General features: G+C 53.8%; 20 protein-coding genes and 1 pseudogene. 9 read left to right on the top strand and 12 right to left on the bottom strand.

The genetic code is table 11. From position 1 onward, the window contains the following. Positions 1–50: 50 nt before the first annotated feature. Positions 51–341 (bottom strand): hypothetical protein, encoded by a 291-nt coding sequence (locus tag LB462_RS21300; RefSeq protein ID WP_224512149.1) that lies wholly within the window; start codon positions 339–341, stop codon positions 51–53. A 749-nt stretch (positions 342–1,090) separates the two neighbouring features. Between LB462_RS21300 and LB462_RS21295 the strand changes: the two genes are divergently transcribed. From LB462_RS21295 to LB462_RS21285, 3 genes and pseudogenes are all read left to right on the top strand, one after another. Continuing rightward, positions 1,091–1,903 carry a helix-turn-helix transcriptional regulator gene (locus LB462_RS21295; RefSeq protein WP_224512148.1) on the top strand — a complete coding sequence of 271 codons (813 nt, stop codon included), beginning with the start codon at positions 1,091–1,093 and terminating at the stop codon, positions 1,901–1,903. A gap of 31 nt (positions 1,904–1,934) precedes the next feature. Then, positions 1,935–2,279 (top strand): annotated as a pseudogene (locus LB462_RS21290) (hypothetical protein). A gap of 676 nt (positions 2,280–2,955) precedes the next feature. Further along, positions 2,956–3,219, top strand: coding sequence for a hypothetical protein (locus tag LB462_RS21285; protein ID WP_224512146.1), 264 nt, complete (start codon positions 2,956–2,958; stop codon positions 3,217–3,219). Positions 3,220–3,606: 387 nt separating this feature from the next. On the opposite strand, the gene LB462_RS21280 is transcribed toward LB462_RS21285, so the two are convergent. From LB462_RS21280 to LB462_RS21250, 7 genes are all read right to left on the bottom strand, one after another. Next, positions 3,607–4,347 carry a TfuA-like protein gene (locus LB462_RS21280; RefSeq protein WP_224512145.1) on the bottom strand — a complete coding sequence of 247 codons (741 nt, stop codon included), beginning with the start codon at positions 4,345–4,347 and terminating at the stop codon, positions 3,607–3,609. Between the two features lie 9 nt (positions 4,348–4,356). Continuing rightward, positions 4,357–5,613 (bottom strand): YcaO-like family protein, encoded by a 1,257-nt coding sequence (locus LB462_RS21275; RefSeq protein ID WP_224512143.1) that lies wholly within the window; start codon positions 5,611–5,613, stop codon positions 4,357–4,359. A gap of 76 nt (positions 5,614–5,689) precedes the next feature. Further along, complete coding sequence (locus LB462_RS21270) at positions 5,690–6,343, bottom strand: hypothetical protein (protein WP_224512141.1); 654 nt, start codon at positions 6,341–6,343, stop codon at positions 5,690–5,692. A 105-nt stretch (positions 6,344–6,448) separates the two neighbouring features. Then, the gene (locus LB462_RS21265; RefSeq protein WP_224512139.1) at positions 6,449–6,691 is read right to left on the bottom strand and encodes a hypothetical protein; all 243 of its coding nucleotides are present in this window, start codon (positions 6,689–6,691) and stop codon (positions 6,449–6,451) included. A gap of 37 nt (positions 6,692–6,728) precedes the next feature. After that, entirely contained in the window at positions 6,729–8,753 is a 2,025-nt protein-coding gene (locus LB462_RS21260) for a BTAD domain-containing putative transcriptional regulator (protein WP_224512137.1), read from the bottom strand. A 416-nt stretch (positions 8,754–9,169) separates the two neighbouring features. Continuing rightward, positions 9,170–9,418 carry a hypothetical protein gene (locus tag LB462_RS21255; protein WP_224512135.1) on the bottom strand — a complete coding sequence of 83 codons (249 nt, stop codon included), beginning with the start codon at positions 9,416–9,418 and terminating at the stop codon, positions 9,170–9,172. 358 nt (positions 9,419–9,776) lie between these two features. Next, on the bottom strand, positions 9,777–10,559 hold the full coding sequence (locus LB462_RS21250; protein WP_224512133.1) for a helix-turn-helix domain-containing protein: 783 nt from the start codon (positions 10,557–10,559) through the stop codon (positions 9,777–9,779). Between the two features lie 392 nt (positions 10,560–10,951). Here LB462_RS21250 and LB462_RS21245 point away from each other — a divergent pair, with 392 nt between their 5' ends. Genes LB462_RS21245 through LB462_RS21225 form a run of 5 tightly spaced genes read left to right on the top strand, consistent with a single transcriptional unit; the run spans position 10,952 to position 15,548 of the window. After that, complete coding sequence (locus LB462_RS21245; protein ID WP_224512122.1) at positions 10,952–12,121, top strand: MraY family glycosyltransferase; 1,170 nt, start codon at positions 10,952–10,954, stop codon at positions 12,119–12,121. Between the two features lie 26 nt (positions 12,122–12,147). Continuing rightward, positions 12,148–12,981 (top strand): glycosyltransferase family 2 protein, encoded by an 834-nt coding sequence (locus tag LB462_RS21240; protein WP_370637253.1) that lies wholly within the window; start codon positions 12,148–12,150, stop codon positions 12,979–12,981. Then, positions 12,978–13,652, top strand: a complete 675-nt coding sequence (locus LB462_RS21235; protein ID WP_224512119.1) for a YdcF family protein — start codon at positions 12,978–12,980, stop codon at positions 13,650–13,652. The genes LB462_RS21240 and LB462_RS21235 overlap by 4 nt, the downstream gene beginning before the upstream one ends. Next, on the top strand, positions 13,649–14,941 hold the full coding sequence (locus LB462_RS21230; RefSeq protein WP_224512117.1) for a hypothetical protein: 1,293 nt from the start codon (positions 13,649–13,651) through the stop codon (positions 14,939–14,941). Before LB462_RS21235 ends, LB462_RS21230 begins: the two co-directional genes overlap by 4 nt. A gap of 13 nt (positions 14,942–14,954) precedes the next feature. Then, positions 14,955–15,548, top strand: coding sequence for an LbetaH domain-containing protein (locus tag LB462_RS21225; protein WP_224512116.1), 594 nt, complete (start codon positions 14,955–14,957; stop codon positions 15,546–15,548). Here LB462_RS21225 and LB462_RS21220 read toward each other — a convergent pair. From LB462_RS21220 to LB462_RS21210, 3 genes are read right to left on the bottom strand one after another with little or no spacing between them, the layout of a single operon-like run. Next, a complete protein-coding gene (locus LB462_RS21220) occupies positions 15,542–16,750 on the bottom strand; it encodes a glycosyltransferase (protein ID WP_224512114.1) in 1,209 nt (402 codons plus the stop codon). The genes LB462_RS21225 and LB462_RS21220 overlap by 7 nt on opposite strands. After that, positions 16,747–17,994: a glycosyltransferase family 4 protein gene (locus LB462_RS21215; RefSeq protein WP_224512113.1), complete on the bottom strand. Its 1,248-nt coding sequence runs from the start codon at positions 17,992–17,994 to the stop codon at positions 16,747–16,749. The genes LB462_RS21220 and LB462_RS21215 overlap by 4 nt, the downstream gene beginning before the upstream one ends. Beyond that, positions 17,991–19,193 carry a glycosyltransferase family 4 protein gene (locus tag LB462_RS21210; protein WP_224512271.1) on the bottom strand — a complete coding sequence of 401 codons (1,203 nt, stop codon included), beginning with the start codon at positions 19,191–19,193 and terminating at the stop codon, positions 17,991–17,993. Before LB462_RS21210 ends, LB462_RS21215 begins: the two co-directional genes overlap by 4 nt. Positions 19,194–19,634: 441 nt before the next feature. Here LB462_RS21210 and LB462_RS21205 point away from each other — a divergent pair, with 441 nt between their 5' ends. Then, positions 19,635–20,636, top strand: coding sequence for a GDP-L-fucose synthase family protein (locus tag LB462_RS21205; protein ID WP_224512111.1), 1,002 nt, complete (start codon positions 19,635–19,637; stop codon positions 20,634–20,636). A 79-nt stretch (positions 20,637–20,715) separates the two neighbouring features. On the opposite strand, the gene LB462_RS21200 is transcribed toward LB462_RS21205, so the two are convergent. Beyond that, positions 20,716–21,990 carry a polysaccharide biosynthesis/export family protein gene (locus tag LB462_RS21200; protein ID WP_224512109.1) on the bottom strand — a complete coding sequence of 425 codons (1,275 nt, stop codon included), beginning with the start codon at positions 21,988–21,990 and terminating at the stop codon, positions 20,716–20,718. Position 21,991: the final 1 nt, after the last annotated feature.

Here is a 21,991-nt window from a genome sequence, read left to right as displayed (position 1 = left end):
GCCGCGTCTGTTCGCGTATCGTGTCGAGCTCGGCTTCTGCGCTTTGAATTTCATCGAGCGCCGCCTGCTTCCTTGGTCTGGATCATTTCCTTTTGAAATTTCTCGATCTGGGCGTTGACTTCCATGATCTCGGCATCAAGCCGCGCCATGGTGCCTATTCCATCCGCGACGGCACGCTCGAGCACGCTCACCTCCGAGCGGGCCATCAGACCCTTTTTGAACAGCGAATATTTTGCCTTGCACTCATTTTTCAGGAGGTCGACCTGAGTCTTGGTGGCATCAATCTGGGCGTTGCGCCCAATTCGGCGAAACTCAAGCGCCGAAATGTTTCTCTCCATCATTTCCAGTTCGTTGGCGCCGATGCCGATGGATCGCCATTGTTACCTGGGTGCCAGTTATATTGATTGTTTTTGTTTCCACTCATGATTATTTTTCCGATTTTTGATCGGAGCGAGCAAAACCTCTATGCATTTCAGACGAGGTTACGATGCCTGCTCCATATGCTTTCAGGTTCAAGCAAACAAAAGCCGTCGATGCAGGATTTTGCGATAGAAAAAATACTTCATATCGAGATACGGTACTTATGTTTACTGATTGATACTCGTATTATCCCGAACAGATACTATAAAATCCAAGCCAGCGGACGTTATGCCGCGAAGGCTCCAATCGAAAGCTACCAATTTTGCTTAGACCCCCTGGCTGCGTCCCACTGCGCGAGTTGCCCCTCTGCCTAGTCCTTAAGTTATGAGCGTCTACGGTCGTTTTTTCTAAGCACGGTGCCCAAAATGGGGGCAAGGGAGCGGCAACTACGAGTTCTACATAATTAATATTGGGGAGGCCAAGATCCGGACAACCACTGTCTTTGCACGCGAAATCGGTTTCAAGAGTTCGAATCAGCCCATAATTCATCCTCTGCTTATGTCACGACCGCGTCACGCGGCATTTATTAATCCTCTATTAATCAACACGGGTAGCGGGGGCTTACTGTCAGGTTGAGGCAAATGAATAAAAGAACTTATTGGACTAAGCGAAAACGCAAATAAATCCTGAAGAGAAATACTCTTCTCATCAAAGGGCGTAGGGAACTATTATGAGTGGAACAACACCTGACCATATTCATTATGCATCGAAGATTGAGGGCGACTCAAAATTCAAAAGTGGCATATTCATCTATGCCGAATCGGGAGTGGTATTTCAGGGCCTGGTTCAATCCCTGGAAAGAACATTTCCCGATATCGATGTTAACCTTTCCAGCAAATTCGTCGAATTCGAAAAGTTTGATGAAGATGTTGGTCTCGTGCTTATTCACAGCGGCTTCGTCGCCGATGTAGCCGAGTGCATTACACGTTTCAAAAAGCGCTTTCCCAGCGCCTCGATCACAATGATGATCGATGAAAACAGCGCCGGCCTACAAGAGTTGAACAGCTTGTTCGACAACCGACAGGTCCAGGGACTTCTCCCTTTCAGTCTCAAACTCGATATCTGGCTGGCCGTAATCTGGCTGCTGCTGAATGGCGGTGAGTACTATCCTTCGGCTATCATACGTTCAATCGAGAAGAACTCGGCCGGCGGTCACGCGAATGCTTTCGGCAACCAAGGAAAAAATAGTTCCGGTGTCGTCAAGCAGATCAAGACGCTGACACTCCGCGAAACTCAGATCCTGGAGCTTCTCTCGGAAGGTCTGCAGAACAAGATCATTGCGGATCGGCTGTCGCTCTCCGAACACACCGTCAAGGTTCATGTGCATAATCTTATCCGCAAGCTGCGGGTTCACAATCGCACCCAAGCTGCAGCGGTATACCGGAACAGCATGGACCAGGAGGCGTACCAGCCCCCTTTTAAAGCGTACGGTACGGGGATGGGTCGCGTGGACGGCTCGCTTGAGATGGCCCGGGCCGTATAAGTCAGAAAACGTCTCGCATTAATGACGTTTGATGCTGGTGGGCAAACTTAACTATACGTGGACGAACACCGAAAGCTTGTTCATCTACCTTATTGCCCACCTGCTCAACACCAACAAGGGAGCTGCAACCGTATGACGCGCGAGCAGCGCCTGCGCAACGAATACAACCATTGTTATTTATTCTTTTGACGAGACAGGCAGCATTGCATCGACCCAACTGATGCGAATCGTCGACATGGACGACAATCTGAAATACGGAAAAGTCGAAGCTCTGGACGATGCCGAGATGAAGCGAATTCAAGCGACAATCGACACCGTTATCGACGTGAATAAATCGATCTGGGCATTCATAAAGCTCAAAAATATCCAGGTCTGACGCGCCAGGCGCACAAGCGCCACAAGTAATATCGTGAAACTAATCGCACGCTTCAAACGTGAAGGCTCCGTTTCTGGAGCTATAATAATTATTACTATGGTTTTGCTAGTACTGTTAATCAATTTTAATTATTGACGAAAAGTCAATATACTATAACTTATTTGTCAAAAGCGAATCGAAAAAACTAGAAAACAAAGAAGAACTATAAATACAAATAAGGTATTTTTGCCTAGTGTCCGCATTTGTACTGCGTTATAACTATCGGTACTTCTTGGTGAGAAAAGGGGAACGCAGGTTATATGGCATATAACCACGATCTTGGAAGTAATGCCTTGAGTTTTCCTGGACTACCGAGGCAGATAGAGAATTGAATGGGGTCGTTGGGGGGCCCGAGTTATGCCGTATAGAAGAAAACCGCTGAACGAACAGCGGAGAAAAAACACAATGGGAACGGGCCGCCTTCTCCATGAGATGGCGTCCTTTATCCCTGCGATTGCCGGGCTCACCGTCCAGTTCCCGGCATCGGCCAGAACTTTCCTGGCCACGCGTGGCAAAGAGTTTCTCCGTTGCGCATCCAGATCCAAGGCAGAAGGCAGTTGCCGAGCGTAGCGCCGGCCCTGCCCCAGGCCAAACGAACAGGAAAAGCAATCTCACGCAACATTTGCCAAGGGTATTCATGCGAAATCGCCTGCAGACATTCTGCCCCTCAAAGACAGTGCATTCACGCATCGTGAATGCGCTGTGGATCGAGTTTGGCGGAACCCCATGGAACATGCCGCCAGATTGGGAGCCCGAGCGTGCGTGGGCGCGACAGCTTGACCTGACGCTGATTCCCAATCTCGGCCCGATGTCCGTCGCAATTCTCGATCAATGGCTTGCCGCCGACGATGATGATGACGAAAGCGACGATGACACCGAACGGTCGGGGGGCGCAGAATAACACTCTGCTAGAAATTTTGAGCAAGGTACCAACAAAGAAAAACGCGCCCTGGAGGGGGCGCGCAATGCGTGGCTTTCACCTGTCGTTTTCTGAACTTTATTTTGTAACTAAACCCCCAACTTGACCAGTGCTACGCCGAAATTCTGAGTTTACTGTTTATATAATATTTAGAATTCCGGCGTAGGTCCCCCACTGACTGCCCGCTTGCTCCCACACGCTTGAATGCTTTTTTGTTTTGTTTTCATGCGTTAAACTTGCGACCATGGGATGAGATTATGTTTCACAGCGTTACGCAAGCGTGACTCAAATGCCTTTTTTGGGTGTTTTTTCAAGAAGTCCGGTAATTAATTGGGGTTAGGCGCAATCAGGACGAAATAATCAATAGGTTCAAACCCGAAGCTTGCTCCATTGCGTGGTTTCGTTGAATTGCCATCCGACGAAATCAGGCCGCAGCTCTCTGACCGGGGTAGCGCTTTTACGCTCCAGAAGAACGTCGAGCAGCATCGAGGCGTCTTCACGCTTGATATTGCGGATATGTGGTTTCAATCGTTCAGCCGCGCGGTCAATCTCGGACGAGACAACCTCGAATACACGCCGCCAGGTCCGTTCTTTGAAAAATACGGCATCGGCGCGCGCGCGAACGAGAGTGTATTCCCCGGCGGTGATTGTTCCGGCGGCGAGCGCCGCATCGAGCGTTGCGTCGATGGTCACCATGGCTTCGCTGAAGGCGACATAGCCGAAGTCGGCGGGCGCATGAACCTGCGCGACGGCGGCATCATCTTCCAGGCCGCCAAAGGCATAGCGCTCGAACACTTCGCCGATGCCGATCATGCCAAACGGATGGCACTCGGCGGCGCGTAGGGCGCCCATGCTGGCCGCGCCGTAAACAGTGGCTCCGCGTGACAGCGCGTAGAGAATTTCCTTGTGCCAGACCGCGGCAACATCTTCGAACCGCCCGTCGACCAGTGCGATGACGCGGAAGCCCTGATCTACCGCATGGGTGATATCACCACATTTGGCGGGGCCGCGGCAGGTCAACCCATATTCCGGCAGCACGCGGTCTTCACCGCCTCGCACAGGTACAAATTCAGTTCCAGAAAGGCTTGGGCCCGCAAACAGGATCTTCATCGCCCTCTCCTATTGCCGAAGCATGGCGTTGAGCGCACGCCCGCCAAAGCGATGCTTGCGGATACCGGCCGGGCTTTCCAGCTCGTTGACCAAAACACGGCAGACTGACATCCCGTAATCCTCGCCGCCCATTGGAACGACAACGACGCTGCCGATACCGCGCCGGCGCAAGGGTTCGAGATAAGTTTCGAGGCTGGCTCGATCCGCAGGTTCCGGCTCGTCAAACCGCCAATGGTCGGCCGGTTCGGCGTGGATGTAGACGCCGAGATCCGGCGCAAGGCGCTGCGCATATTCGGAGGGGTCGAAATCATCGCGTGCACCGGAAATATTGGTGATTCGTGTCTGGGCTGCCTCGGTTATAGCCCGCATAGCTGCAACGCACGGCGACAAATGGCAACCGTAACCAGCGGCGAGATCGAAATGCAGATAAGTGCCATGCTGTGTCGCCGGGCTGATCGTCGCCATGAAAACGGGCAGTCCGATATCCGACGTCACGTTGAACAGCCGCAAGACGAAGTTTGCCGCAGCGATCCGCTCGGCCAGCCAGTCAATGCCGCTATCGCCGAAAACCGCCGGATCGACGCAATGCGCCTGCACACCGGCGTCGCGTTGAAAGCGCCATAACTCAGTCGCATCGCGTTCGACACGCTCGCACAATCCATGAATAACCGCTTCCAACAGGCAATTGCCCGAGGCAAGGCCATCGGTTGACTGGCAATAATGCCAGGACTGCCGTGCCGAGGTGAAATCGAGCGAAACGAGTTCGCGCGGCACAAAAACCGGCTTTTGTTTCAAAAGGTCGAAGCCTTCGAGCCAATAATCGTTCTCATCGGCTCCGGCCTCGTCCGCGCCACGCATCAGCAGCATGCGCCCGTCAAATACATCGTGGCCGGCGTCGCGCAGCTCGCGGCGACTGGCGGCAAAAGAAGCGAGTGGAATATCTTCGGCAATGGCGATTTCGGCGGCCTCCATCACAGCGGAAGCGCGGGCATGGGCGGCGCTGATGCCTTTGCCCTGGCTGACAGCCAATGTCCGGCTGTTGGGGCGCACGGCCATCCACACGGGAATGCCGATCCGGTCGAGGCCGGTCACCTCGGCCATCCGGACGATGCCCAAACGAGGAAAGTGCGGCCGCAACCGGCCAACGGTTTCGTCCGCATCGATCAGTCTTGTCGATGACAATTCTCCCGGGCGGAAAGCAGAACGAAGGTTCGCTTCGTCTGCCGCCAGCCGGTCGAGAACCGGAATCTCGGCCAATGGTTTCATTGCCACTCCATCAGGCCGCAAAGCACGCATTTATTGCAAACTATCCAAATGCTGGATAACGCGCTTGCAACTGTGTTTAGTTTATTGCCGCGGGCCCAGCGGAATGCGCCCGTTCCGACGGATTGCTGCGGTACCCACTGGCCACAACCGGACCAGCGGAATGCGCACGCTCCGATGGATTGCTACGATACGCGCTGTCCACAACCGGACCGGCGGAATGCGCACGCTCCGACGGATTGCTGCGGTACACGCTGTCCACAACCGGACCGGCAGAATGCGCACGCTCCGATGGATCGCTGCGATACCCAGTGGCCACAACCGGACCGGCAGAATGCGCGCGCTCCGATGGATTGCTGCGATACCCAGTGGCCACAACCGGACTGCTCGAGTGAGCACGATCAGATGTTTCATCCCGTGCGTTCACTGTTACGACGATATCTGCTTCTTTCGACGCAGGGCCAAAGAAATGCGCACGGTCCGACGGATCATTCCGCCTGCCCGCCGTCATTACCATACCGCTAGAATGAGCGCGACCAGTAGCGTCACTCCGGCTTGCATCGGCAGCAAAGATATTTCCGGGTCGATTGGCAATCGAATCAATGAATTCACTGCCAGCCAGTCCGGAAGAGGCGATTAAATCACGATCGAGAGGCTCGATCGTTTGAGTTTCAGAGTCAACGAGCCAAAGCGTGTTCGTTTCTGGATCATTCATGATGTAAAACGTTGCCATGCGAATAACCTTTCTATGAAGGAGAGCCCACATGGCGAACGTATGACGATTCTATTTTAGATCAAGAAGAAGTATGAAAACGACCCCTTTTTCTGCAAATTTAACTTACTTGTTAACTGGGGTTGGATCAACAATATGCGATTTCGTTGCGCTATCGGATCTGTTATTGGTTGCAATCGCAACATCCACACCTTTTATGGTCGTTAATCCTTGCTGTCTTGCGGTCTCAATGACCTTGATCAAACCAGCGTCGCCCGCCCCGGCCGCCGGCGCAACTGTTCCATTTTCCACGTCAACCAGCCAAAGCTCAGCCTGCCCGGCTTCGCCGAGGATAAAATATTTCGCCATAGTATGGTCCCTTTACTTGAAGTTCGAATGTTGCTGATTATTGAAAACCTGCTTCCCGGAGCGAGTCTTCGTATTTCTGACGCTGTTCCGGGACCCTCAGGCACATGCCCTTAATCCAGTCATCAATTCTAAAGTTTGGATTGTCCTCTAGTGCTTGATCTCTGCATTCAAACGCTTTCTCTTTTTCGCCAAGCATGGCCCAGCAGGCTGCCATAGGACGCGCAGCAACGCGCGGGTTCTGCATGCGCTGTATAAAGTCGATTGCCTCAGAATACCGATCGAGGTCGTGAAGTGTGCCCGCGCCTACCCAATAATAGTAGTCAGGGGCTAACGGATTCAAAGCGATGGCCTGCTCAATCTTCTCAAATGAAAGCTCGAGATAGCCGTAGTGGTTAAGTGCATCAGCATAGTCGGCAAGGAGATCGGCATGCTGCGGATTAATGGACTCGCCTTGGTCGAAATATTCGAGACTGTCATCGAATTTACCAAGATACATGCTGATGGTGCCAAGTTCGCGCAGAGGCCGTTCATCATCCGGGTCGGCTGGTGCGGCACGCTTGGCGATCTGCTCACCCTCAAGCAGGATATCCTTCTCGCTTCGAGCACGCATCAACCATTCCTTTTGCATCGTGCGCGCGATACCACTCAGGGCGGGCACGAAATCTGGCGAAGCCGTCAGGGCATTCTTGAACGCCTGGCGCGATTGATGCAATTTTGGAAGGTCGAACTTGTCTATTTCCCTCTTGCCGATGAGATACCAGTAGTAAGCATTCGGATCCTGGTAAAGCTTGTTGTAGCGGTCGAGTTCAGATTTCTCGATGACCGAAACGACGGAGAGTATGATGCGGATCGACAGCTGGCGATATTGCTGCTCGGGGAGGACATAATCGAACTTCTGCTTTTCGGCCCAGACGATTTCCTGCGTAGCAACATCCACCAATTTCACCGACAGGAAACAGAAACCGTCGCGCCGCACGATCTTGCTGTCGACGGCATAGTTGACTCCGAATTGCGCATTCAGCCCTTCGAAACTGTCAATAGGAGATTCGGAGACGACCCTCTTCGAGGTATAGGGCGCGACAACCGAGAGTGTACGCAGGCGGCAAAGCCCGATGGTGATATCGTCTACCAGCGAGGCTGCAAGCTGCTCCATCGGATCCGCTGCATTGTGCGGCATATAAAGGACCATGACTCGCGGCAGGCCAGCCCTTTTGTTCTGCTCGATCTGGGTCGTCGCCAGGATCGATTGCGGGGTCTGGATTTCCACACCATTACCGACGAGCGGAGCAGTCGGCTGCGGCAGGATAAGGGTTCGCGTTGTCGCTGGTGAAAGCTTGGGTAGCAGTTTCTGGTAGAGCTCGATCGTTTCTTCTTCCGGATCGACATCGAGGTCGTCACGGAGCTTCTTGGCGCATTCGCGGAATGTGCGTTCGACCTTGGCTATCAGACCTAGTTGCGATGCCGTTTGCATCAAAGTGCGATAGCCGACCTCCTGATAGGGATCGATCTCGATCAGCTTGCGGGCGCATTGGCGTTTTTCATCGATGCTGACCCCAACCGGCTGGTTGACCATCCTCAAGAGTGTCGTGATCAGATCATCACGCAGCTTGACGCGCTGGACATCCAGCCATTCATCGAAATCGGAGTTCTGCGGTTCGTTGTGTGCGAGCAGGTCGCCTGAATAAAGACCGGCAAGGCTAAGGACAGATTCTATGTCACCCAACTGCGCAAACTCCAGATATTCAAGGAGATCGATGCTGAGCAGGTCAGCCCTCACCTGCGACAGGTTAAGATAGACATATGTGGCGTCGCCCTGAACAAGGTTGAGGCCGTACTGTTCCTGAAATTTGCGGATGCGCGCCAGGCTCTGGCGCAAATTCATGGAAGCATGGGCCTGATCCGTATCGGACCAGAAAACTTGAGAAAGCTTTCCGCGGGAAACAGAATGATTGGGACTCTCGAGAAGCAAATAGACGATTATGCGAAGAAAATTCGCAGGTACGCGCGGGACGAGTTGCCCGCCCAGACTAACAGTTGCCTCTCCAAAAACCGCCAGCTTCATTCCGCCTAAACCCCGGATTTTATTTGATTTTCTGTATACGTAGCCCTGTCAATCGATTAATGCCGTTCTGTCTTGCCATTAACTCTACTATAGCTTCAAATAGTTCACTAGAGGGAGTATTAGCATAAAGTCTAATAACTATGGATTAAGGCATTCCTCATGGCAAGCGCAATGACCCGATAAAGCGCTGAAACTCGAGACTTTGCCGTCAATTTCCTTCCTCACGCGGCCATGGCTGCGGTCATTCCAAAGAGAATTGATTAGTAAATAATAAATTCGATTGAGTCACTAAAATACTACAGATCACAATATTCAAAAAGCTATACACAAGAGAAATTCACGTGGAGAAATATAAGAGAATGGAAGCACTGTCATGCAATAGTCATGATGGCTGCTGATCCATTTCCAATGGGGCTTTAGAACGCGCGCTTGATTTCGAATATGGCTTTGGCGATGGCGATGTCGGCTTCCGAACCGGCGCTCTCAGCTGTCGCCTGGACCAGTTGTTCGCCAAGTTCGGACAAAGCGAGGGAAACCTCATACCTGTCCCAACCGGCGGTCAACGCGTCATCCACCAATTCCTCAAATGCTGCCCGGAGGGCGCTCTTGCATTCGTTGGTTCTGTTCGATTGATCATCGAATCTATGTGGCTGGAATAGCGTCATGCTATGATCTTACATCTGGTATGAGACCGTACAAGCCGCCAATTTGAGGTAGAAGGCCTGCATTAGAGGTAGTTGGACTGACCGTTGGGTCAGGTCGTGTGGACAGATAGCGATTGGGCGTGGCGCGAGCCGGATTTCTGAGTTGGCAAGGCGAAAAGACCGCTGTGGTGTCTCCCACCACAAGGGCTTTTCAACAAAGCCAGGGCGGAAATCCGCCGCGTCCCAAAGGGATATGGCCAAAATCACCCATTTCGGCGTCGCAAGCCCTCGACGGAGAACAACTCCGCCTTCGGGCTCGCTCCTGGAACTGGGCGATTTTTGCTCATACCACGCTCCAATCGATAACTGTCCACACGACCTAGTGCACAACTGTCGTGTCGAAGGGTTTCATTCCATGATGGTTCATGCTGTTGCGATAGATCGCCGTCGCTTGCGTGCGGTTGTGCGCGCGCAACTTGCGGATCAGATTATGCACATGAACCTTGACCGTGTGGATGGAGAGCGTCAGGCGGTCTGCAATGATCTTGTTCTGCAGGCCTTCCGATAAAAGCTGCAGGATCTCGTGTTCACGCAATGTCAGCGTTTTGACGGGCCATGCCCGGTTGGAAGCATTATCTGGCTGATTGTAGAGCTGCGGTACCTTACCAGACGCGCTGGGTGACTTTTCCATCGAACGGATGATGGTGGAGGGATAGTAATCGCCCCCATTAAGCAGTAGCCAGACGACCGCAAGCCAAACATCAAGTTTCAAGCTGAAGGGCAGAAGCCCCTGGATTGTCTTGCTGTCAAAAAGACCGGTGAGTTCCTGTGTGGAAGGACTGTTCTCATCGATCATCAGCGTAACGGATGCATTCGGGAAACGCATTTTGCAACGGGCAATGCAGTCGACCACGTCGGAAGCAAAGTCGGCGTGAAGCAGCACGAGGCCTACATTGGGATCGGGTGTGCCCGTGTCCCCAACGTTATTCGAGAGGCTGACCTGAATATCAGGAAAGGTTCTTTCGAGAGATTGCATCAACCCCTGGAAAACAACTCCCGCTTCGGCATGAATAAATATGCCGCCACGGAATTTCGATCCGCCATCAACCGGGGATCCTTGCTGAATAAGGTCAGTTCCCATACGCGCAACTGTTACACTCATGTTCATACCCTACGCCACCTGGTGAAAGAAGTATTCCCCTTGTACTTATCTTATTTCGAAAGGAGTTTCTGAAAGGCCACTTCAATTCTGTTTTATGCTGCTAATACTTGCGGATCAGCAAGGCTATGTAACCAAACGTGACGCGACCGTGACACGGAGTAACGATGGTGGCCTATCAGTACCCAATTTACCCAGAATAGCCCTTTATACGCGCGATTCTATTAGTCCAAAGGGACACAGCGGGGCTCATCCTTCAGGAGGAACTGCTTCTCACTTCTCCTAAATGGTGCCGCGTGAATGGCAGCGGTATTCTCCATGAAAAGCATTCCGTACGGCCGTGACGAGGTGAAAACATCTTGCACGAGGGATGCACAATCAGCTGGAGGTGTGTCTTGTTTGTTTGGATCACCAATTGTCTCGCAGCTATGGCAGTCAGTGCCTTGCTGATCGTTGTTTTGAAGAAGGTGTCGCACGCCTGTTCTCTTGTCGATTATCCTGACAGGAGAAAATTGCATGATGGCGTCGTGCCCCTATGCGGCGGTATCGCTATATTCGCCGCCTTCGCAATGGTCATGCTCGTTCAGGGGAATGAGCCGCTACTCGCCCTGAACTTCTGGGTCGGCCTCCTCATCACAATCATTGTTGGCGTGATCGACGATCGCAATGAACTCTCGGCAACGAAGCGTCTTGCCGCGCAATTTGTTGCAGCAATTATACTGGTCAATCCTCTGTCAGGATCGACCATTGTGACCGGTATCGCACTTCCGCCTGTCCTTCTCGACATATCCTTCCTGCTCCTTACGGTCGTGGCTATTTTGTTCGTAGTTGGCCTGATCAATTCCTGGAACATGATCGATGGCATAGATGGTTTGGCGGGCGGGAGTGCGGCCGTGGCTCTTTTCTGGCTCGCTGTGGTCGCCGGATGGAAAGGCGCGGGCGAACTGGTGCTGCCGATCGTCGTGCTGTTGGCTGCAGTCAGTGGTTTCCTTGCATTCAACATGCGCAGCCCCTGGATCGCGCGCGCCAAGATATTCCTGGGAGATGCCGGCAGCACGACGCTAGGCGCTGCAATCGCCTATCTGATAATCCGCTTGTCGACCAATACCCATATTGCGTTTTCCGTACTCCTTTGGATCGTCGCAATTCCCGTGATCGATACGCTCAGCCTGATCGTCCGGCGGCTTTATGCAGGCCGCAGTCCGTTGGCGGCCGATCGCTCGCACCTTCATCATCTCTTGCTCGACAGGTCGATGTCCCCACGGACGACGACCAACATCATTCTTGCAGCTTCGGCGTTCTGCGGCGGCATCGGGTGCTTCGGCATCATTATCGAAGCTTCGAACTATCTGATGACGGTGGCCTTGCTGATACCGTTAGCTGCGCATTCCGCCTTCGTGTTTTTCTCGAGCGAGGCGGGTACAGATTGGGTTCAGCAGTCGCATTCAGTGGCGGTCGCCCAGTTGAACCCGATGCCGCCTGCTCCAATACGTGCAGAAATCGTTCATACGCCTCCGCCCCCTAATGCCAACAACAACGCCGGCATGTTTTCAGACGCCGTCTAAGCTAGCCAAAAGTGTGGAGTAATCCCTTGTCAATATCCGTCCTGATCATGACCTTGAATGAAGAAGAGAGCTTGCCGGCCTGTTTGGCATCGCTGACATGGTGCGACGATATCGTCGTGCTGGATTCCTATAGTACCGACAAAACCCTCGAGATTGCCAAGGCCGCCGGCGCGCGCGTCTATCAACACAAGTATGAGACTGAAACAAAACAGCGCATGTATGGACTGAAGGAAATCGAATTCAAGCACAAATGGGTCTACATGCCCGACGCTGACGAGATCACTCCCGAGGACCTACGCGACGAAATGCTGGCAATCGCTGCCGATCCGGACAGGCCCGAAGCAATGTTCAGCGCTCGCTACAAAAACATGTTCATGGGTCGCTGGATCAAGCATAGCAGCCTTTATCCCACGTGGATTACGCGCCTCGCCCGACCGGAACGTATCCAGTATGAGCGCGAATGTCATTCGCGTCCCGTTGGCGATGGTCCGACCGGGCGTCTGCAATCGCATTTCGTTCACTACAGCTTCAACAAGGGAATGACCGCCTGGTTCGACAAGCATAACCGCTATTCGGGTTTCGAGGCACGCGAGTCCCTGCAGATCCTGCGCAGCAAGAAAATTCCCTGGACCTCTTTCTTGAGTGCCACGCCAGAAGCCAGACGGCGGGCGCTCAAGGAGTTCTCGTACCGCCTGCCATTTCGTCCCGCTGCCAGATTTGCCTATATGTACTTTCTCCGCGGCGGTTTCCTCGACGGCTGGCAGGGCTATCACTATTGCCGGCTCATCGCGTCATATGAATACATGATCGTTATCAAGATGAGAGAATTGCAGCGGCGAGAGCTCGGCCTTTCCGTATGACACGCACCCAAACCCACCCTGGATTGAGCATTCGGCAACGGCGCGCTCGCAAGCGATCGCGCAAGTGGTTCTTCGCTGGCCTTGGTCTCGCCGCGGTACTGGCGTTATCCGCCGCCCCCTTGGCGCTTTTCCTGGCCGACCCGCTCCTGACAATTCGGGATCCAATCGGCAAAGCCGACGTGATCGTCGTTCTTGGCGGAGATGGTCCCTCACGGGCCACCAGAGCCGCAGGCTTGTGGCAGACGGGTGTCGCGCCAAGGGTCTTGGTCAGCGGCGACGGCGATTGTTACTGGATACGCGAAGCAATGGTCGACCAAGGGGTCGACAGAAGTGCCATTTCCGTCGAGTGCCAGTCGGGAACGACTTGGGAGAATGCGCTTTTTACATCACCGATCCTCAAGCAAATGAATGTACGCAGCGCCGTTCTCGTGACGAGCTGGTATCACTCGCGCCGAGCCATAGCGAGTTTTGAGGCTGCGTCCGAAGATATCCGCTGGATGTCGATTCCAGTGGAACCACGTCAGCCACTCGAGAAGATCGCATTTGGTCCCGATGGAATGCAGATCATAAAAGAGTATCCAAAGACGGTCTGGTACGCCGTTCGCCAATTTCTCGGCCTGGAATCCACCCGCATTCCGGCGCCATTCCCGTCGCGGGAGGCGAGAATATGAACTGGCTTCTGACATGGCTAATGCTGGGAACGGTGCTCATGCTACTCCTGTGGGGCATGCTGAAGCCCGAACGCATCTATCAGTTTCCTTTTCTGGTGGGCGTTATCACCTTCGCTTTTATTTTGCCGCAGATTCCGGCACTGGCGGATGATCGTTTTCTTCCGGAAGGCGGGTATGCGAAGACGATCGCTTTCACGATCCTTTGTCTTTCGATGTGCTGGTTGGGATGGTCCTCAAACGCCAGGCCCTTTGCCTTTTTTCGCTGGGATTTCGATGAAAAACGCCTGCTGATCGCGGCTTTTTTTCTTTCTCTCACAGGCGCGTATTTTTACTTCAAGCTCAGCCGGTTGCCAGGTGAGATGATGGTTGGAGTGCAGATCAGCGGCGCGCCGGTCGCGTGGCTCTTTTTTGCACGATTCATGAGTTATGGCATGGCCATCGCCGTTCTGTGTTTTGCTCGCCGTTATTCGTGGACCGCTGCGTTCATCATAGGCGTCGACCTGATATTTTATTTCGACCGGATTGTCGTTACCGGAAAGCGCGCAGAAGCAGTCGAGCTAATCATCATTTTTGCGCTGGCATTCTGGTATTATAAAGGTTGGGTCATACCGCGAACCGTCATGCTGGCGGGCGTTCTTATCGGTACGGTCCTGCTAAATAGCATGGGTGATTATCGCACGATTACCAGGGCCAATTCCGCGCCCGTGTGGCAGGACATCGCCCAAATCAATGTCGCCGCCAATTTCGATGATTTGCTGAAAAATGGTGGTCCGGAAATGCGAAACGCCATTTGGCGCCTCCATCACACAGAAGAGACGATGGACTTCGACTACGGCAAGTTCCACTGGAACAGGCTGGTCTTCAATTATGTACCAGCCCAGTTGGTCGGAGCGAAGTTCAAAGAATCACTCATGATGAAAATGCCTGTCGCAGCACGTGATTACGATCCGCTGACCGGCACGACGGAAACGGGCATGGCCGATGCGTTCCAGTCCTTCTGGTATTTTGGCGCCCTGAAATTTCTTCTCCTCGCCTATCTGATGAGCCGCTTGTGGGCCTCGGCAAAGAGCGGAGAGATGTCGGCTCAACTCGTATACATATTTTCGATCGTGCCCGCCATTCATGCCATATCACACCAGACTGACTGGGTTCTGACTGTCTGGGTTCACATGCTGATATTCTTGCTGCCGACATTGGTGTGGTGCCGGAGTCGTTCGCCAGATCTCCATCCGTATTATTCGAGCGAAATGTCGCTTCCTGCCAATTTTGGCGTGGCAACAGCTCGATAAGGAAAGTCATATCATGCGATCACGCTACAGCGATCCAACATTCGACAGCACGGCGCAGCCCCTGCCGCGCTTGGGCGGTGCCACGTTTGCATTTCGCTTCCGGCTGATGAGACTATTCTGGACGATCTGCTGGATATTGCTTGCAGCCTGGACGCCATCATTTTTATATCCCTGGAGAAGCTGGCTCCTCCGGCGGTTTGGCGCGCGCATTCATTCGACCGCAATCGTGCGCAGCAGCGTGAAGATATGGTGGCCTGGAAACCTAACCATGGGACAGCACGCTTCCATGGGACCGGGTGTTATCTGTTACAACGTCGCGGAAATCACGCTTGAGGACTTTGCCATCGTGTCACAGCGTTCTCATCTGTGCACGGGCACCCACGACGTCAATGATCCAGGATTTCCGTTGAAGAGCAGGCCCATCTCAATTGGATCCAATGCCTGGATCGCAGCCGAAGCGTTTGTGGGACCCGGGGTCATCGTTGGCGAGGGAGCGGTGCTCGGTGCCAGGGGAGTTGCCTTCAGCAAGCTCGATCCATGGACAATTTACGTTGGAAATCCGGCAAAAGCTGTCAAAGGGCGCAACCGGGATGCTGCAGCTCAGTGATCCGTAGCAGCCACAAGTCTACCTGTGCTAGATAGAGTCTTTGGATTGTGATTGGGAGTATATCCCTGGATCGTCAATTCGGCGATGCGCGGCCATGTGTAATTCTCGCGCACAAGCCGTTGACCATTCTGCCCCATGGTCGACGCCATTGCCGGATTGTCCAAGACACCTGCGAGCGCGGAAGCAACATCGGCCGGATCAAGTGGAACCACCAAGCCGGCATTTGCCATTCCAACCTCTGGAAAGTGACACGCATCGCTAATTACTACTGGCAGGCCGCAAGCCAGAGCCTCGGTAATAGCGACGCTGAAACCTTCTTGGCGGCTCGGAAGACAAAAGCAGCTGGCATCGACCAATGCGCGCAGTTTGTCTCCGCCATAGATGGGGCCGATCAAATGAACCCGATCCGCGATATGCAGTCGATCGATCTGGGATACGAAACCTTCCCGGGCTCCGCCATCAGGACCTGCCACAACAAGGTCGACGTCTGGATGCGATGTGGCGATGATTTTGAAAGCGTCCGCGAGGATGTCTAACCCCTTCTTGGTATGCAGCCGTGACAGAAAGAGAATGACACGTTTCTCACGTGCGAGAGAAAGCCGGTTGCAAAAAAATCCTCTGTCGGGCAGATCAGCAAACTCTTCCAAGAATATGCCGTTCGGTATCGTGAGAGTCGGTGCTTTAAGGCGGAGTGGCTCAAGCAGCCGGGATTCGTCGTTGTTGAGCGTCACCAAAAATTGCGCCTGATCAAGCATCTTGCGATACCCAAGAAGCAACGCGATCCGCTTCTTCAATTGTTTTTGCTTCATGCTCCAGGCATCGAGCATACCGTGTGGCTGGACGCAGTACGGGATGCGGCTCGATCTTGCCGTATTTGCAGCACTTCTGAGAATAGGCTCCCACACGCCATGAATGTGGACGAACGACGCGCCCTTCAACACCTGGCGCAGCTGGCGGGAACCTTCGACGCACAATATCTGTTCCATCCGGTCCGGATCATCCAGCAAGTGCCAATGAACAAGCGCAACGAATGGAACGTCTTGAGCAGATTTGAATGCTCGCTTTTCAACTTCCGTGCCGCCATAGCTAATGATGTGAACGTCGTGGCCCAGTGCAGACTGGGCAGCTGCCAATCGCACACAGCCACTCTGCGGGCCTCCTTGGGCAGGATCGATCGAAGATATGACATGGACTATTTTCATGCGACACACACGGGCGCGCGCTGTTCAGTAAGACCCGATAGTGCGGAAAGCAAACGTTTGCCGTAACGTTCAACAGTGAAGTCCGCGGCGCGCGCCACGGCGCTTTCCGACATTGCCGCGCGCATCCCGACATTGTCTGCCAACGTAGTGATCGCTTTTGCTATCGCCGTGCCGTCGCGAATAGGAACAATGAAGCCATCGATCCCGTCGCGGACCACGCTGCCCGCATTTTCCGTGCAGACGACGGGGAGTCCGGCGGCAAGCGCTTCATAAACGGCAGTTGCCGATCCTTCGCAAATGGAGGGAAGAAGGAAGACATCGGCCCATTCATATTCTGCAGCCATCTCTGCACGCGGGACGATTCCCCGGAGTTCGACATGCTTCGAAAGGTGCGCCACAACACGGTCAGGAAGGCTGCTCGGACCTGCCATGCGAAAGATCGCCGATGGGCCGAGCAAACGCGCTGCCTCTGCGACATAAGGTGAACCCTTTCGAAGACCGACTTGTCCTACGGTCAACACGCGCAAAGGCCCGCCAATTCGAATAATGTCCTGAGGCGGGTATTGCGGATCTATGCCATACGGAACGACCACACATCGTTCAGCTCTTCCGCCGCGTGCAATGACGTTGCGTCGGACGAATTCCGAGGGACATATGATAATGTCCGCGAGCTCCCACTCGGCTCTCTCACGCTCTGCAAAAATCTTGGCATGTGCATTGTCAGTATGTGGTCCGGCCCAATCAGGAAAACTTTGCTGCTCGCTCCCAACCAGCTCTTCAACAACTTCACGCGGGGCAATCATCTGTTCGACTGCAGTCCACATGCCTTGCTGTTTTGCCGCAACCATTTGCTCCAGCGCATCGCCGGCAAAAGCGTAAAGGCCCGCTGCGCCATGAAAGCCGCTTGAAACCACCAAACGCGAAAATTCGGATCCGGCCCACACGGCATGTTCCGTTTCCTCGACGACGTTCGCAAGGCGAAGCCTGCGGACCGCCGAGCGGAGACCGAAACCAGGAAAGGTCGAGATCAATTCTGGTGCTACACCTTTTGGGACACGTCCAACGAGGCGTTTAACCGAAGAGGGAAGGAGGTTTTTTGGAAGACCATTGACAAGGCGCGGCCAGCTTTTGGTTGCGCAGATGTCAGTGTAAAAATGTGCGAGCTGATTTTCGGATGCAAAGATGCGGGGCACGGCGTAATGCATGCGAGCACCCAGCTGGCTAACGACAACAGTACCGCTCATTCTGCGGGCTCATAAACAGAAGATTTTGATGGAAGCCCCGTCGGCCTATCGAATCTGAGCATGACGTCCGACCAGGCAGCTACGGCGCTCTCCCGTGAAAACAGAGTCTCCAGGACACGTCTTGCGTTTTGACCGTTCTGTAAACGACGTTCGGGGGAGTTTCTCATCTCGAGGATGACATCCGCGAGTCTCCTTCCCTCGCCGATTTCCACAGCCGCGCCGCAGTCTTCAGCGGCCACCACGCGCGCTACCTCGCCGTTTGGATCGCCGACGAAGAGAGTTGGCCGGCCAGCCGCCAGGATTCCATAAAACTTGCTCGGAACGATGCAGTGTTCGAGCCGAGGCAAAAGCGACACGATATGAGCATCGGCCGCGCTCAGGCTTTCAGCGATATGTTCGGCCGGCTGAAGTGGCTTGAAAACTACATTCGTCAAATTACGATTCCGCACAACCTCTTCGACGTGGGCCCTCTGCTGGCCGCCACCAATCATTAGAAACTGAATATCGTCATGCCCACTCAAAAGCACCGCCGCTTCCAACAGTGTCGAAAAGTCGTGGGCACGACCAAAGTTGCCCGAATAGCCAACAACGAACTTGTCCTGCAAACCCCAGCTCGCCCGCAGGCTGTTGGATGCCGGTTCCACGGGATAGATCTCATCGCCGTCGGACCAATGGTGCATGACAAAAACCTGTTTCTCGGAGAAACCGCGGTCGGTGAGATAGGCTGCCATCTTGGCGGTCGGACAAACGATCATGGCCGATTTGCGCATCGACCAGTTGCGCATCGATCGGCTGACCGTCCCTGACAAGCTTTTATTCGACAGCATGCCAAGTTCCATGGCGACTTCAGGGAAAAGGTCCATGATCCAATTGACCATTCGCGCGCGACGCCAGCGAATGGGCAAGGAAGTGGTGACGGAGAGCAAGGGTGGATCGGTGCAGACTACGCAGACGTCGCCGCCCTTGAGGTTCCACAAACACCAGAGGAATGCAGAGACGTGGAAGGTGAGATAATCGATAGCCCGCCCGAGAACATTGCTCCGTCCGAACCGTGTAGCCCATAGACGGCTTACCTTAACCCCTGACACCACTTCTTCCGCTGGCAGTGTCACGTCAGGTTGATCGTGCGGTGTGCGACTAGCGATTGCCGCGACTTCAAAACCGCGGCGAGCTAATGCGAACGCCAACCCCGATACCATACGGCTGGTTGCTGATTGATCAGGTGAGAAATAGCGGTTTGCGAATACGATCTTCATTTGTGGATGCCTCAAGCTCGGGCCGTCTGTCAGACACAGATTCTTGGTCTTGATTGTCGCAGTTCGCAGTTGGCGAACAAGTTCAACAAAGGCACTACGGCTTTCCGCGACCTATCATCCTGCCTACTCCTTCTGGAGAGGTTGCGGTCGATTTCCACCCCTTTTAGAGGCCCTAGTCCGCCCGATATGCCTTGTATTCCCTAAGGTTGAGAGCCGATCTTATCCCTATTGCCGAAGTGTGCCGCGCTGTGCGCCATATATACTGAAATCCAATAACTCGCTTTCTCCGACTGCATTTCAAGAGTGTGCAATGGACCATGGTCACGGTCCACATTCGATGAGCTGTCTTCGAAAAGCGAACCATCATCCACGAAGAAGGGCGGAATGATCTCCATGGTTGAGTCGGAAAATCACCACTTCGATCTCCGGGGTAAACGAGTATGGGTAGCAGGGCACACCGGTCTTGTGGGCTCGGCGCTGACACGGCGCCTGCAGTCCGAGGGTTGTGAACTGCTTGAAGTTACCCATGATGATCTCGATCTGACGCGACAGCTTGAAACGGAAGAATGGATGGCTAGCGCGCGTCCTGATGCCATTTTCATCGCTGCGGCGAGAGTTGGCGGAATCATTGCAAATTCGACATACCCAGCCGATTTTCTCTACGACAACGCGATGATCGGCATGAATATCATGCACGCTGCCCACAGGCTTGGCGTCCAGAAATTGTTGTGGCTGGGGTCGAGTTGTATTTTCCCGAAATATGCCGAGCAGCCGATCCGGGAGAGTTCCTTGCTCACCGGCGCGCTAGAGCCAACCAACGAAGCTTACGCGGTAGCAAAGATCGCTGGACTCAAGCTTGCCGAAGCCTATGCGCGGCAATATGGACAAAATTTCCTGACCGCGATGCCGACAAGTCTCTATGGCCCTAACGACAATTTCGATCCGCAGAATTCCCATGTTCTTCCGGCCCTCATCCGCAAAATGTATGAGGCAAAAATCTCGGCAAGCCCCACAGTTGTCGTGTGGGGTACGGGGACACCGAAACGCGAATTCCTGCATGTCGATGATCTGGCCGACGCCTGCGTATTCGTTATGAAGCAGTATACTGGGCCTGAATTTATCAATATCGGGTCGGGACACGAAATCTCGATTCATGATGCCGCGATCTTGATTGCGAAGATTGTTGGATATGATGGGACCATCGTGTTCGATACATCGAAGCCGGACGGTACACCGCGAAAGCTGGTCGATCCTACACGTTTGCAGGATATGGGATGGAAGCCGAGTATCGACCTCGAGACCGGACTGACCGATCTCTATATGCGTTGGCAACAGTCGATGCTCACATCAACCAACATCGCGCCTATTGCTACGGCCGCACGTTAGATTAACGCCAGGGATTAAAAAAGCAGCCAGGTCATGACCTGGCTGCTTTTTTGTGTACAAGGACCGCTCGTGGCTTGGCTTAACCGGGCGGGTTGATGCTGTTTGCTGCCACATCCTTCGGAACTGCCAATTGGGCTCGTAGAATATCGCCCGCCTTGATCGGATCGTGTTCGGTCAACTCCGATTCCTGATACTCACCATTTACAATCCGGGCGACGGAGAAAGTCAGCCTCACAGACTGGTCGCGCGTTGTTGCGCGCTGCGCCGTCGCACCAATCTCAGCCATCGTCTGGACGATGAAGGCCAGTCGCTTTCTCAGGCGAATGAGATCCAGCTCAATGTCACGCAATTGATTGGCGGCGTCGTTTGCCCGCTGCTCGTTCAGAGCTAGCAGGCGCTGCCCGATAGCGTTTTCGTTTTGCCGGGCGCGTGCGAGAAATGAACCGAATTCAAGGGCATCGCGGCGCATGGCGGAAAGTTGCCTTTGGCTGTCCCTCAATGTCGACTGTGCCGTGAGCCCCTGAGATACAAGCTTCTCGGAAGATCCTACATTCTGTTCCAGAAGAGAAATTTCCTCGTTACGAAGCTTGGTACTTTTTTCTAGCGTATCGATCTCTTCGCGATAATTCTGTTTCTGGTCCTGGAGAGCTTTTTCCTCGCTGTGCAAGGCTGCCAGGCGCAAATCGAAAACCCGGCGCTCGGAGTCGACCACCTGCTGGCGGGCCGGCAAATCATCCGTGATGGTTTCCTTGTCCAGAACGTATTCAAACGGCTTCTCGTCGAGCTCCGCCTGGAGGCGCGCACGCCTCACGTCTTGGGCGAACACTTGCAGAGACGTGTCCGAATAGTCCTGACGCGCAGTGACCAGCTGGGTCCCTGCTGTGTCCATCTTGTCCGACGCCTCTTTCAAGCCACCGCTCAGTGCGAACAGTTCGAGCGCAATCATGCCGGGGCGAAATTCATATTTACCCGGCTTCTGGACATCGCCAATAACAAACACTGGCGCATATTCCTTCATTGCCACGGAGACTGAGAGCCCCGGAATGTGTTGAAGCAGCTTCTGGCTGATGGTGCTGCTGATTTCCGCAATGGTTTGATTTGCAACGGGGATATTGCCAAGAATGGGATATCCTATCGTTCCTTCGACGCTGACGGGAAATGTCCCTGACAGTCCAGTATCGCCATAAACGGTGATCAGGAGGACATCGCCCGATGCAACTTTATATGGCTCGTCCGCCCACGCCGCCGAAACCATTGGCGACAACAAGAGGATCGAAGAAAACGCACAAGCGGTCATCAGCTTGTTGATCCGGTGAGCAAATCCCGGGTGGCTATTTTTTTGATTGATCAACATT

Source organism: Phyllobacterium chamaecytisi (genome assembly GCF_020164455.1).
GTDB lineage: Bacteria > Pseudomonadota > Alphaproteobacteria > Rhizobiales > Rhizobiaceae > Phyllobacterium > Phyllobacterium chamaecytisi.
Note: the sequence above shows the minus strand (reverse complement) of the source record. Positions and strands in the feature narration are given on the sequence as shown.